Consider the following 12,114-nt stretch of genomic DNA (forward strand, 5'->3'; position numbering starts at 1 on the left):
CGCAGCATCAGTTCGCAACTGTGGCCCGGAGCCTCGATGGTGACGGTGGGTCAGTCGAATTGACGGATCGTCAGGTCGATTTTCTGATCGTGACCCATGCCACAGGGAATGGTGCTCCCTTCGGGCGGCGGGCCGGGCTACCGGCTGGTAACCCGGCCCGCCGGGGTGTCACCGACGGTCAGCGGAAGTGGTGCAGGTGCTCGCCGAGGAAGGCTTCCAGCGTGCGCGGGGCCCGTCCGGTCAGGCGGGTGAAGGCGTCGTCGGGCTCCTCCTCACGGAGCGTGGCCAGCTGCTGGATCTCCACCACGTGGGTGGCCAGCCAGTCGGGCATCCCGGCGCGCCCGGCCAGGTGGGCGTGGAACTCGGACGGGCTCAGCTCCAGGTGGCGCACGGGGTGGCCGAGCAGCTCGTGCAGCAGGGCGGCGAGCTCCTGGTGGCTGTACGGCCGGGGGCCGGTGAGCGGCACCGTGCCGCCGGCCGACTCCGGGCGGGTCAGCACCTCGGCCGCCGCCTCGCCGACGTCCCGAACGTCCACGTAGTTGCACCGCGCCCGCTTCATCGCGCCGGGCAGGACACCTGCGGCGATCGCCGGGGCCTGCAGGAGCAGCTTCTGCATGAAGGCGTACGGCCGCAGGACGGTGGTTCGGACGCCGGAGGCGCGCAGCCGCTCCTCGACGAGGTGGTGTCCGCGCGAGACGGCGACGGGGGAGTCCGGCTCGGCGGCGGGGGCCGAGACCTTGACGATGTGCTCCACCCCGCAGGCGAGCGCGGCCTCGACGGCGTTCAGCTCGTACTGCACCTGCCGGGGCCCGTTGGCCATGGTGAGCAGGAGCTGCTTCGCCCCCTGGAAGGCTTCCCGGAGCGAGGCCGGGTCGGCGGCGTCGGCCGCGACGGGCCGGGCGAGGGCGAGCGCGGGGCCGTCCAGCGCGGCGGCCAGGCGGGCGGGGTCGCGGCTCAGGGCCCGGGTGGGTACGCCGAGGGCGGAGAGGCTGCGCAGGGTGGCGCCTCCGGTGGCGCCGGTGGCGCCCATGACGACGATCATGCGTTCTGCCTTTCGGGGAGGGGGGTGGTGGCGGTGTCGGTGGGGATCCGTCGGCTGCCGCGCCAGCGCCAGGTGACGATGGTGGCGGCGATGGCCGAGGAGAGCGGGAGGTCGATGGGCAGGCGGCGGGGCCAGGGGCTGTCGGCCAGGTGCGGGAGGTGCGGGAGCCAGTGCGCGGCCGCCAGTCCGACGGCGAGGCCGAGTGCGGCGGAGACCAGCCCGAGGAGGGCGGCGGCCAGGGCGCGCGGGGTGCGCGGCGGCCGGGTGCGGACGGGGCGGTGGCGCAGCAGGGCGCCGAGGGTGGCGGCCACGAGGGCGGAGGTGCCGCCGATGGTGGTCAGGGCGGCGGCGACCAGTTCCGGCTGTCGGGTGATCGCCCCGCCCGCGCCCGCCATGAGGGCGGGCATGGCGTAGGCGGTCAGGACCTCGCGCCACAGGACGAAGGGCGGGGGAGCGCCGGGGACCTTGGTGCTCATGCGGTGTCCTCTCGGGATTTGATTCGGTGGCTAAGCATTTGTGGTTAGGTGGCTAAGTATTGGGGCTGAGGGAAGGCGGGCCGCCGGTGTGGGGCGGCCCGCCTCGGGGTGTTCCGGTCAGTCGGCGGTCAGGGCGTCGATGCCCGCGACCACCCGGCCCAGGAGGTCCAGGAAGGTCGTGCGCTCCTCGACGGAGAGCCCGCCGACCATGGCCTGCATCCGGGCGAAGTGCTCGGGGGCCAGCTCGCGCAGCCGGTCCGCGCCGCGGGCGGTGAGGATCACCACGTTGCCCCGGCCGTCCTCGGTGGACGGCCGCCGGGCCACCAGGCCCTCCCGCTCCAGCCCGTCGACCAGGCCCGTCACCGTCGCCCGGGAGACGCCCAGGCTCGCGGCCAGCTGGGAGGGCGACTTCTCGCCGCCGTGGTCCTCCAGGTCGGCGAGGAGCCGGTAGCGGCCGGTGGAGAGCCCGAAGCGCCCGAAGTGCACCTCCCCGGCCTGGCCGACCCTGGCGCCCGCGGCCATCAGCCGGGCGGCGACCAGGATGGCCTGCGGGTCGGCCGACAGGCCGTAGCGGGCGATCTGGCGTCGGGCCTGGTCGAGGTTGGGGGCGGCTGAATCCGGGGTCGGCTGCTCGGTCACGGATCTAATATGGCGCCTAATCAGATCTGCGGTCAAGTGGCTAGGGCGCACTCATACGGCGCGCGGGGCGATCCGGGGCGGTGTCCAGTCGGCGTGGCGCAGCACGGTGCGCATCATCGCGCCGGGCGGGGTGAGCCGGATTGCGGCGTTGCGCAGGCCGACCGCGAGCGGGTTGGTGAGCTGCTGGCCCATCCGGCCCGCCCGCCGGGCGTCGCGGGCCACGGTCTGGCTGCGCGGGCGGCGCGCCGCGTCGTAGCGGGCGAGCGCGCCCTCGACGGTGGGGCCTGCGGCGACGGCCGCCGCGAGGGTGACGGCGTCCTCGAGGGCCTGGCAGGCGCCCTGGCCGAGGAAGGGCGTCATCGCGTGCGCGGCGTCGCCGAGCAGCGCGACCCGGCCGACCGCGTAGGAGGGCAGCGGGGTGGCCAGCTCGTGGATGTCGTGGTGCAGCACCGCTCGTGGGTCGGTGGCGGCGAGCAGTGCGGGGATCGGCTCGTGCCAGCGGGCGAAGCGGCGGCGCATCTCGGTCAGCGGGTCCCGGTGGCGGACCCCGGCGGGGGCGGTGAGGACGGCGTGCCACTCGGCGCGGCCGTCGGGGAAGGCGATGTGGCCGAACTCGGCGCCGTGGCCCCAGGTCAGCTCGAAGTCGGTGCGCAGACCCTCGACGGGGTGCTCGGTGATCGCGCGCAGGACGGTCGAGCCGCTGTAGACCGGTCCGGGGTGAGCAGGGAGGAGGTTGCGGCGGAGGCGGCTGTGGATGCCGTCCGCCGCCACGACGAGATCGGCCTCGAGCGCGGTGTCGCCGTGGCGGACCAGCGGCCGGTCGGGGGTGCCGGCGACCACCGTCGCCTCCGCGCCGACCACCAGGGAGCCGGCGGGCAGCGCCTCGCGCAGGACGCGGTGGAGCTCCGCGCGGGGGATGCCGACGATCGGCGCGCCCAGCTCGCGCTCCAGCGCCCGCCCGTCCATCCGGGCCAGCTGCCGCCCGTCGGGGGTGCGGGTGCCGCCGGTGTACTGGCGCCGGGCGGCCGCCTCGATCCGCTCGCCGACCCCGAGGGCCTGCAGGGCGCGCATCCCGTTGGCGGCGAGCGAGATGCCGGCGCCCGCGTCGTCCAGGACGGCGGCCCGCTCCAGCACGGTCACCTCCCATCCGGCCAGCCGCAACCCGATCGCCGCCGCCAGCCCGCCGATGCCGCCCCCGACCACCACCGCGTTCCTGCCGCTCATGACCGGCCCTTCCCCTCGTTCGCCACAGGTCTTCTACAGATGTAGAAGGAGCGTACTGCTCGCTTACGGGCGGCGAGGCCGAGGGGGTGGCGCGGATTCCGGACAAGGCGTGCTTGCGTGCGTGCTGGTGGGCGCGCTGCTCTGCGCGCTGAGCCTGCGTGACCGGGTGCTCCGGGCCCCGACCCCTGTTGCGCGGGCCGACCTCACGACGTGGGGAGCTCCCCCCCGCTGGGTGATCATGCGTATCCACCCTTCGAGGGTGGCGACGAACTCGCCGAGATCGGGGGTGGTGAAGGAGACGGCCTCGTGGTCCCAGTCGGGGTCGAGGACGACGACGCGGAAACCGTGGCCGAAGTACCAGCCGGCGTCGATGCTGATCTCCCGGGCCTGGAGGCCGCCCTTGCGCGCCGCCTCCTGCTCGGTTCGCCACGGCGGCTGTACGGTGCGGGCCCGGTACAGGGCCTGGGCGAATTGGTCTACAGACCCGCCCTGTTCAGCAGCCGCTCCATGTGCTCGCCCGGAAGGAAGGGTGAGGCGCCGGCCGCTTCCGCGACGCGCTCCGAGGAGTCGGAGAGGAGACGGAGCAGGGAGGGGAGCGGGAGGTTACGGTGGGGCGCGACCGCGCGGCGGACGCGGTCTTCGGGGTCGGCGGCCAGCTTCTCGGCGAGTTCCAGGGGCAGATTCGGATCGCGGGGTGCGAAGGAGCGGAGCCGGGGCTCAGGGTCGGTGGCGAAGCGGCGCAGGGTTGCCGGCGGGAACGTCAGCACCCCCGCCTCGTCCCACCAGAACGTGAACTTGTCCTGCCGGGGCCGGTAGCGGCGCTCGATGCTCTCGGCGGTCGCGAGATCGACCAGGTGCGGGGCAATGTGCGCCATGGTGAGGCGGACCATCTCCTCGTCGTCGAGCAGTCGGGCCACCGCGTCGGCCGGAAGGGTCTTGCCGGCGATGGCCGCGGAGACGCGGAAGCTGACGTACGGCGAGTCGATGTGCGGCAGCGGATCGGCCGTCACCCAGGGCAGCCGCAGGATCCGCAGTTCGGTGGGCGCGAACGCGTTCTCGTACCACTGGAGGACCGCTTCGTCGTCCGCGTCAGGGTCCGGATCAGCCGCCGAGCGCGACAGCTCGTGGACCGAGGCGTGGATCTGCGCCCGCACGTGCTCGGGCGTGTCCGGCCGGGCGAAGACCTTCACACGGACATTCAAGTCCGGATCGACCGCAAGGGCCTCGCGAACCGGTGGCGGAAGGTCAGGGTGCCGGGCGAGCTCGGCGCGAACCTTGCTGTCCGGATCCGCGGCGAGCCGCTGGAGGGTGTCCGCGTCGAGAACGGCGCGGATGACCGCGCCCGCCCGCGTCACCGGGTCCGCCAACAGCGCCGGCAGCAGGTCCGAGGGCGGTGTCGGATGCGGCCCGTGCGCGTAGTAGGTCGAACAGGCCGCAGCGCGGACCCTGGCCTCGGGATCGGTCAACAGAATCCGGCGGACCGCCTCCGGTGCTCCTGGCCAGTGCCTCGCCAGCGCGGCCCGGATCGCGGGGTCCGGGTCGGCGGCGAGGCGGGCCCGGAGGTCGGGCGGCGTTTCGTGGCCCTGGGCCAGGTACGTACGGACCCGTGGATCGGGGTCGTCGATGAGCTCTTCCAGCATCTCCCTCGGTGCGGTCGCGGCGTGGATGACGAGCGCGGCCCGCACCGCCCCGTCCCGATGCGCGGCCAGTCGGAGGCGGAACCGGTCCGGCAGCCGGTCGTTGAGCGCCAGGCTGTGCAGGAGCCTGTGGTCGTCGATCGCGAGGATCTCGGCGATCATGTCCTCGGTGAGGTCCGGACGCATCGCCACCTTCCCCCCGCCCCGCCGCCATGCGAACAGTCGCCGGACCATGGGAGCCGGCAGGGCGGAATTTGTCGCCAACCCGTCCATCACCTGGTCGAGGTGAACCGGGGTCAGATCGTCAGCATCCATGCGGCCAGCATGCCAGGTGGGCTTCGGTGTGACGCCGCTGGGAACGGGAGCCGGTTCAGGGGGCCGTCGCCGGGACGAGATGGTCGAGGCCCTGTGCGCTGGCCGTCGCGGCCTCGGCCGAGCGCGGCAGCATGACGCTCTCGTAGGTGCGGACGGCGGCGCCGATGGTGGATTCGGCGAGCAGGGCGTGGGCGAGGTCGGCGCCGTCGAGCATGGCGAGGTTGGCGCCCAGCCCCACCGGGGGCATCAGGTGCGCGGCGTCGCCGAGCAGGGTGACGCCGGGGACGTGCTCCCAGGTGTGGGGGGCGGGCAGGACGAACAGGGACCGGTTGACGAACCCGGTGTCGCCGTTGCGCAGGATGTAGCGCAGGCTCTCGTCCCAGCCGTCGAACATCCTGAGGAGCTGCGTCCGTACGGCCCGGTGGTCGTCGAGGTCGACGCCGGCGGCCATGTGCCAGTCCTGCGGCTCGCGGAGCGCAATGTAGGCGCGGATGTGGCCGTTGCTGTTGCGCTGGGCGACCAGGGACCGGCCGGCGCCCTTCACCAGCATCGATCCGTTGCCGACCAGGCGAGCGAGGTCGGGGTGGCGGGTGTCGCAGTCGTCGAAGCCGGTCTCGAGGAAGGTGACGCCGGTGTAGCGGGGTGCGGCGGGGGACAGCGCCGGGCGGACGCGTGACCAGGCGCCGTCGGCGCCGACCACCAGGTCGAAGTCCTCGGCGCTGCCGTCGGCGAAGAGGAGGCGACAGGTGCCGTCCGGCAGGGGGATGACCCCGGTGACGGCGCGGTCCCACTGGACCGTGTTGTCGGTGAGCGAGTCCAGGAGCAGGCCGCGCAGTTGGCCGCGGTCGATCTCCGGTCGGTCGTCGCCGGCGGACGGCGGCTGCTTCGCCAGGGGGGCGGCGGTGGCGAAGTCGAGCACGCGCCACTCGTCGGCTTCGGGGCGGGCGAGGTCGTGGAACCGGTCGAGGAGGCCCGCCGCACGCAGGGCGGCCTGGCCGGTGTCGGCATGCATGTCGAGGGTGCCGCCCTGCGGGCGGGCGTCGGCGGATGCCTCGCGTTCGAAGACGGTGACGGCGCGACCGTGCCGCTGGAGGACCCGGGCGCAGGTGAGGCCGCCGAGGCCGGCGCCGACGATCGCGATGCGGGGTTCAGGAGAAAGGTTCACGGGAGTGCTCCTCGGGAGGTGGATGAGCTGCCGGGAGGTCCGGCATCACCACAAAAGCACACTCGCTAAATAAGTGCAACGACTACGTGTTTGGAGCGAATGCACCTTGAGGTACGGTGGGAGAGTGACCGAACCGACCGGGCGCCGCGAGCGCAAGAAGGCCCAGACCCGCCAGGCCCTGGCCGACGCCGCACTCGAGCTCTTCCTCGAACGCGGCTACGACCAGGTCGGCGTCAAGGACGTCGCCGACGCCGCGGATGTCTCGGTGACGACTCTGTTCAAGCACTTCACCGGCAAGGAGGCCCTGGTCTTCGACCAGGACGACGACCTGGAGGCGGCCCTCGTCGCCGCCGTGCGCGACCGGCCCCCGGGCCAGTCAATCCCGCAGGCGCTGCGTGATCACCTGCTGATGAGCCAGAGCCAACTCGCCGTCCATGCCGCCGATCCACGGTTCGCCGACTTCGCGCGCATGGTGCAGGAGACCCCCGCGCTGCGGGACTACGCCCAACGGATGTGGACGCGCTACGAATCGGCCCTGACCAGGGCCATCGCCGAGGCCGTGGGCGCGCCCGAGGACGACGTCAGCTGCGCGGCCCTGGCCCGTTTCGCCCTGGAGTCCCGCAGCCTGATCCTGGGGCACGCCGAACCGCGCCGGGCCGCCGACGAGGTCTTCGCGCTGCTCGAACACGGCTGGGCGGCCTCCCATCCGGGAAACTGACCCCGGCCTGCGGTGCCGGCGGTGCGCTGCCGTTCGGGTTGAGCGGGCGGCTGCTCGCCGGGAATCGTGTGGGCAGGTGGGCGGTAGTGTCGGGGGTATGACTGTTCGCCCGGTACGCCATGGTTCGTTGGTTGAAGAGGCGGTGGCTGAGCTGCGGCGATCGGTCGGCGGCGGGGAGCGGCCGGTGGCGGACGGGTGGCGCGCGGTCGGCGCCGAAGCGCGGTGAGTGATCGGCGGACGGTGTTGGCGGACGCCGCGATCGGGGTGCTCGCGGATGCCGGGGTGCGGGGGCTGACGCACCGGGCGGTGGATGCGGCGGCCGGGCTGCCGGTGGGGACGACCTCGGCCTATCTGCGGACCAGGCAGGCGCTGTTGACGGCGCTGGTGCGGCGCCTGGTGGAGCTGGACCAGGGCGAGCTGCAGGCGGCGGGGGAGCGGGTCACGATCGGATCGTCCGCCGAACTGGTGCACGGGATCGCCGAGTTGATCGAGCGGCGGCTCACCGGTGAGGGGCGCCGCCGCTCGCTGGCCCGGTACGCGTGTGCGGTGGAGAGCGTGCGGGACGCGGAGTTGCGGGAGATCCTCGTGCCCAGGGAGAACGCGGGGCGCGCCGCCGTGCGGGCGTTCCTCGCCGATCAGGGTGTGCCCGATCCGGAGGCGCGGACGACCACCCTGCTGGCCTGCGTCGACGGGTTGGTGTTCGACCGGCTGGTGGGCGGGGGCGGGGTGCGGGTGGAGGAGATCGAGGGGCTGGTGGCCGCCGCCCTGAGAACGGGCGCCTAGGCGCCGCGCAGTTCGGCCGCGTAGCCGGCGAGCAGGATGCGCAGGGTGCGGTGGAAGCGCTGTTCCGCGTCGAGTCCGGCCCCGGTGGTGAAGGCCCGGGAGAGGTGGGGGTAGGTGTCGGCGTCCAGGGAGGCGAACTGGGCGGGGTCGGGTTCGGTGCCTTCGTGGTCGGGGGTTTCGCCGGCTTCGGCGAGGGTGTTGCCGAGGGTCCACTGGACGACGGAGTTGAGGATGTCGAGGGCGTCGGCGAGGGGGACGCCGTCCTGGTCGAGGACGGTGAGGCCGCGTTCGAGGAGGGCGAGAGCGGCGGGGGTGGCGGCGGGGCGGGTGGCGAGCACGGTGAGCATGGCGGGGTGGTCGAGGAGCATCCGGCGCAGGGCGACGGCGAAGTCGCGGACGGTGTCGGTCCAGGGGCCGGTGGGGTCGACGAAGAGGTCTCCGGCGGAGAGTTCCAGGAGGCGTTCCACCATGCCGTCGAGCAGGGCGGCCTTGCTGGGCACGTAGTGGTAGAGCGTCATTCCCTCGACGCCGAGGGCGGCGCCGAGCTTGCGGTTGGAGAGCGCGGCGAGACCGAACTCGTCGACGTGGGCGAGGGCGGCGTCGATGACCTTCTCGCGGGTGAGGCCCGTCCTGGGGCGGCTGCTTCGGCTCGGCATCTGCTGCTCCTCCGGCTGCGGATCGGTGCTTGACAATTCTTGCAGTGCAAGAGAACACTAGTCGACGTCAGTTTCTTGCACTGCAAGAAAAACACTGAGGGGGATGACGATGCGACTGGTCGCCGTAATGGTGCGCAAGCTCAACGAGGGTGTGGACTACGAGGAGTTCCGCAAGGGCTGGATTCCGGACGAGGTTTTCCCGGACGACCCGCGCACCAAGGTGATCTCGGCCTCGGCACTGGAGGACTCGCGGGAGATCATCACGATCGCCCTGATCGAGGGGGACCACGGGCCCGAGTCGATGCAGGCGTGGATCGAGCGGATGGCGCCGGTCGAGGCGCGCCGCTTCGAGCGGATCAAGGGCCTGGTCGGCCCGCCGACCCTGAACGCCGTCTACCAGGTGCTCGCCGAGGACGACCTGTCGAAGCCGCTCGCGGGCTGACGGGAGTCGAGGGGGCTCGACCCCGGGGGAGGGGCGGCCGTGGGCCGAGCGCCGGATTGGCGCCCGGTCAGGTCAACGAAGTCTCAAGTCCGTTTATTCACAGAATATTCCGGCCTCTAAATGGAAGCCGCCTGGAACATTTACGGTGCTTTGAGGGTCTTCACACGGAGTTCTCAGACTGACAGGCTTGGGCCGCCCTTTCCTACGGAGGAGGTTCCTTGACCCGCATATCCACGCTGGCCGGCGCCGTCACGTGCGCGCTCGCCCTCGTCACCGGCACCGCCGTCGCCGCGTCCGCTGCGCCGATCGACCAGGTGCCGGGCACGGCGTCCGAGGCGAAGGTCGACCCTGTCGCCTGGACCCCGTGCAACCCGGACCCGAGCAAGCCGGACCCAGGCGTCTACGACTGCGCCACCTACCAGGTCCCGCTCGACTACGACGACCCGAACGGTGCGAAGATCGGCATCGCCATGCTGCGGCACCGGGCGAGCGACCCGTCCAAGCGCATCGGCTCGCTGTTCCTCAACCCCGGCGGTCCGGGTGGCAGTGGCTACATGTGGGCGACCACCACCCGTTTCGGTGCCGAGGTGCAGGCGAAGTTCGACCTGGTCGGCTTCGACCCGCGCGGTGTGGCCCGGAGCAACCCGCTCAAGTGCTTCAAGACCCAGGAGGACGCCGACGCGGTCAACAACCGCATGGTCGGTGTCCCGGTCACCAAGGCCGAGATCGACGAGACCCTGGACGCCGACCAGGACTACACGGACGCCTGCAGCCAGAACGCCGGCCCGCTGATCGAGCACATGTCGACCATCAACGTGGTCCGCGACCTCGACCGGATGCGCCGCGCCGTCGGCGACTCCCAGCTGACCTTCGCCGGGTTCTCGTACGGCACGCTCATCGGTGCGACGTACGCCAACATGTACCCGAGCAAGGTGCGCGCGATCATCGTCGACGGCAACGTCGACCCCAACCTGCGCCTGCACAACGGCCTGGAGTACGACCGCCAGCGCGCGGGCGGCTTCGAGCTGGCGCTGGCCGAGTTCCTCAAGCGCTGTCAGACCGCCGGTGCCCCGCGCTGCGCCTTCGGCGACGGCGACACCCGCGCCAAGTTCGACGAGCTGCGCGACCACCTGCGCACCAGCCCGGTCACCCTGCCGAGCGGCCAGCAGGTCACGCTGAGCAGCTTCACCAGCGAGGTCGCCGGGGCGCTGTACTCGCAGGCCAAGCTGGCCCCGCTGGCCAAGTCGCTGCAGGCGTCCTACCGGGCGATGAAGCCGGCCCCGGCCGCGCTGCTCGCGCCCAAGGCCACCGCCGCGGACCCGGACGAGGACCTGCTGGCCGTGCCGCTGAAGCACGCGCTGCGCGAGGCCCCCGTCGACTCCGAGTACACCGCTGACGACTCGTACCTGGGCGTCAACTGCCAGGACAAGCCGTACCCGTCGAACGACAGCGTCTTCGCCAACGCGGCCAACGTGTGGGAGAAGGAGTCGCCGACCTTCGGCCGCTACCAGGCGTTCGACTCCCCGGCCTGCGCCAGCTGGCCGGCCCCGGCCCGCGACGCCGAGCGCTTCAAGGGTCCGTGGAACCGGAAGACCTCCAACACCGTGATGGTCGTCGGCAACCTGTACGACCCGGCGACGCAGTACAAGTTCGCCGAGCGGATGCAGCAGCAGCTGGGCAACGCGGTGCTGGTCAGTGTCGACTCGATCGAGCACTGTGCGGTCGGCCGCAGCAAGGCCCTGAACGGCCTCGTCACCCGCTACCTGGTGGACGGCACCGCGCCGCAGCCGGGTCAGCTGCTCAAGCCGGACCTGGAGATCTTCCCGGCGGTGTGACGACCGGTGTGATGACCGGTGCGACGGCCGGTGTGACGGCCTGAGAACGGATATACGGATGTGGTGGCCGGCGATGTTGCCGGCCACCACATCCGCGTTTTCGGGGAGAGGGAAGTACGTTTTCAGAGTTCGCCGACGAATCGGCGTACGGAAATGGTCCCGGCCGCGACGACGACCGGGACCGGGAGGAATTCCTGCAGAATCAGGCAGCCTGTTCCGCGGCCGCCTCCAGGAGTTGCCCGTCGCGCAGTTCGATCACCCGGTCGGCCAGGCCCATCAGCGTCGGGTCGTGGGTGGCGACCAGGACGGTGACGCCCTCGCTCTCCACCACCGCGCGCAGCAGTTCCATGATGGAGCGGCCGGTCTCGGAGTCCAGCTGGCCGGTGGGCTCGTCCGCGATGATCAGGGCGGGCTCGTTGGCGAGCGCCCGGGCGATGGCCACGCGCTGCTGCTGGCCGCCGGAGAGCTCGCCGGGGCGCTGGTTGGCGTGGTCGGCGAGGCCGACCAGGGCGAGCAGGGTGTGGGCGCGCTCCTCGCGTTCGGCGGGGGAGACCTTGCGCAGCCGCATCGGGACGCCGACGTTCTCGGCGGCGGTGAGCATCGGGATCAGCCCGAAGGACTGGAAGACGAAGCCGATCCGCTCGCGGCGCAGGGCCAGCCGGCCGTCCTCGTCCAGGCCGCCGAGGTCGACGCCGTCGAGGGTGATGGTGCCCGAGGTCGGGGCGTCGAGGCCCCCGACCAGGTTGAGCAGGGTGGTCTTGCCCGAGCCGGATCGGCCCTTGAGCGCGGTGAGTTCACCGCGGCCGATGGCGAAGGAGACGCCGCGCAGGGCGTGTACGGTCCGCTCGCCGGTGCCGAAGCTGCGGCGCAGGTCGGTCACGGTCACCATCGGCGTGCCGGTGGCGTCGTCGGCCTGGTGCTGCGTCATGTGGCGTCCCCCTGTGAAACGTCTCTACCCGGTTCCACGGCCGGGACGGCGGGGTCGGTTCACGCGTTTCCGTGGAAGTTTCGGAATCGTCGGATTCCGTTTCCGGCGGGGGCGTGGCGGCGGTGGCTTCCGGGTGTGTCTGTAGTGTGCATGGCATATCAGAGGCAACCCCTCGGTGGAGTGGCTTCCAATGCAAGGAATTTGCTCACTACTTACTCGATTCGCGCAAGTCCCTTCCGTTCCCGGATCGAATC

Annotated in this window: 12 protein-coding genes; 4 read left to right on the forward strand and 8 right to left on the reverse strand. The window is 72.1% G+C overall.

Annotated features, from left to right (window positions below):
- Positions 1 to 178: 178 nt before the first annotated feature.
- The 6 genes from IH61_RS0123000 to IH61_RS0123025 all read right to left on the reverse strand — a co-directional run bounded on the left by IH61_RS0123000 (position 179) and on the right by IH61_RS0123025 (position 6,498).
- On the reverse strand, positions 179 to 1,042 hold the full coding sequence (locus tag IH61_RS0123000) for an NmrA family NAD(P)-binding protein (RefSeq protein ID WP_031072798.1): 864 nt from the start codon (positions 1,040 to 1,042) through the stop codon (positions 179 to 181).
- Positions 1,039 to 1,518: a hypothetical protein gene (locus IH61_RS0123005; RefSeq protein WP_051837732.1), complete on the reverse strand. Its 480-nt coding sequence runs from the start codon at positions 1,516 to 1,518 to the stop codon at positions 1,039 to 1,041. Before IH61_RS0123005 ends, IH61_RS0123000 begins: the two co-directional genes overlap by 4 nt.
- Before the next feature lie 117 nt (positions 1,519 to 1,635).
- The gene (locus tag IH61_RS0123010) at positions 1,636 to 2,157 is read right to left on the reverse strand and encodes a MarR family winged helix-turn-helix transcriptional regulator (RefSeq protein ID WP_031072801.1); all 522 of its coding nucleotides are present in this window, start codon (positions 2,155 to 2,157) and stop codon (positions 1,636 to 1,638) included.
- Between the two features lie 51 nt (positions 2,158 to 2,208).
- Complete coding sequence (locus IH61_RS0123015; protein WP_031072803.1) at positions 2,209 to 3,381, reverse strand: FAD-dependent monooxygenase; 1,173 nt, start codon at positions 3,379 to 3,381, stop codon at positions 2,209 to 2,211.
- A 476-nt stretch (positions 3,382 to 3,857) separates the two neighbouring features.
- The gene (locus IH61_RS0123020) at positions 3,858 to 5,333 is read right to left on the reverse strand and encodes a hypothetical protein (RefSeq protein ID WP_031072805.1); all 1,476 of its coding nucleotides are present in this window, start codon (positions 5,331 to 5,333) and stop codon (positions 3,858 to 3,860) included.
- Between the two features lie 55 nt (positions 5,334 to 5,388).
- Positions 5,389 to 6,498 (reverse strand): FAD-dependent oxidoreductase, encoded by a 1,110-nt coding sequence (locus tag IH61_RS0123025; protein WP_031072806.1) that lies wholly within the window; start codon positions 6,496 to 6,498, stop codon positions 5,389 to 5,391.
- A 124-nt stretch (positions 6,499 to 6,622) separates the two neighbouring features.
- Here IH61_RS0123025 and IH61_RS0123030 point away from each other — a divergent pair, with 124 nt between their 5' ends.
- Positions 6,623 to 7,216: a TetR/AcrR family transcriptional regulator gene (locus IH61_RS0123030; RefSeq protein ID WP_031072808.1), complete on the forward strand. Its 594-nt coding sequence runs from the start codon at positions 6,623 to 6,625 to the stop codon at positions 7,214 to 7,216.
- Positions 7,217 to 7,438: 222 nt separating this feature from the next.
- The gene (locus tag IH61_RS0123035; protein ID WP_031072811.1) at positions 7,439 to 7,999 is read left to right on the forward strand and encodes a TetR/AcrR family transcriptional regulator; all 561 of its coding nucleotides are present in this window, start codon (positions 7,439 to 7,441) and stop codon (positions 7,997 to 7,999) included.
- On the opposite strand, the gene IH61_RS0123040 is transcribed toward IH61_RS0123035, so the two are convergent.
- Positions 7,996 to 8,655, reverse strand: coding sequence for a TetR/AcrR family transcriptional regulator C-terminal domain-containing protein (locus IH61_RS0123040; protein WP_031072813.1), 660 nt, complete (start codon positions 8,653 to 8,655; stop codon positions 7,996 to 7,998). The genes IH61_RS0123035 and IH61_RS0123040 overlap by 4 nt on opposite strands.
- A gap of 103 nt (positions 8,656 to 8,758) precedes the next feature.
- Between IH61_RS0123040 and IH61_RS0123045 the strand changes: the two genes are divergently transcribed.
- Together IH61_RS0123045 and IH61_RS0123050 are read left to right on the forward strand one after the other, a co-directional pair.
- A complete protein-coding gene (locus tag IH61_RS0123045; protein ID WP_158845189.1) occupies positions 8,759 to 9,097 on the forward strand; it encodes a hypothetical protein in 339 nt (112 codons plus the stop codon).
- A 218-nt stretch (positions 9,098 to 9,315) separates the two neighbouring features.
- Positions 9,316 to 10,932 carry an alpha/beta hydrolase gene (locus tag IH61_RS0123050; RefSeq protein ID WP_037973235.1) on the forward strand — a complete coding sequence of 539 codons (1,617 nt, stop codon included), beginning with the start codon at positions 9,316 to 9,318 and terminating at the stop codon, positions 10,930 to 10,932.
- Between the two features lie 202 nt (positions 10,933 to 11,134).
- Here the strand turns inward: IH61_RS0123050 and IH61_RS0123055 are convergent, their stop codons facing one another.
- Positions 11,135 to 11,860: an ABC transporter ATP-binding protein gene (locus tag IH61_RS0123055; protein ID WP_031072819.1), complete on the reverse strand. Its 726-nt coding sequence runs from the start codon at positions 11,858 to 11,860 to the stop codon at positions 11,135 to 11,137.
- Positions 11,861 to 12,114 lie beyond the last annotated feature (254 nt).

Origin of the sequence: Streptomyces sp. NRRL WC-3742, from assembly GCF_000720635.1 — a bacterium.
GTDB lineage: Bacteria > Actinomycetota > Actinomycetes > Streptomycetales > Streptomycetaceae > Kitasatospora.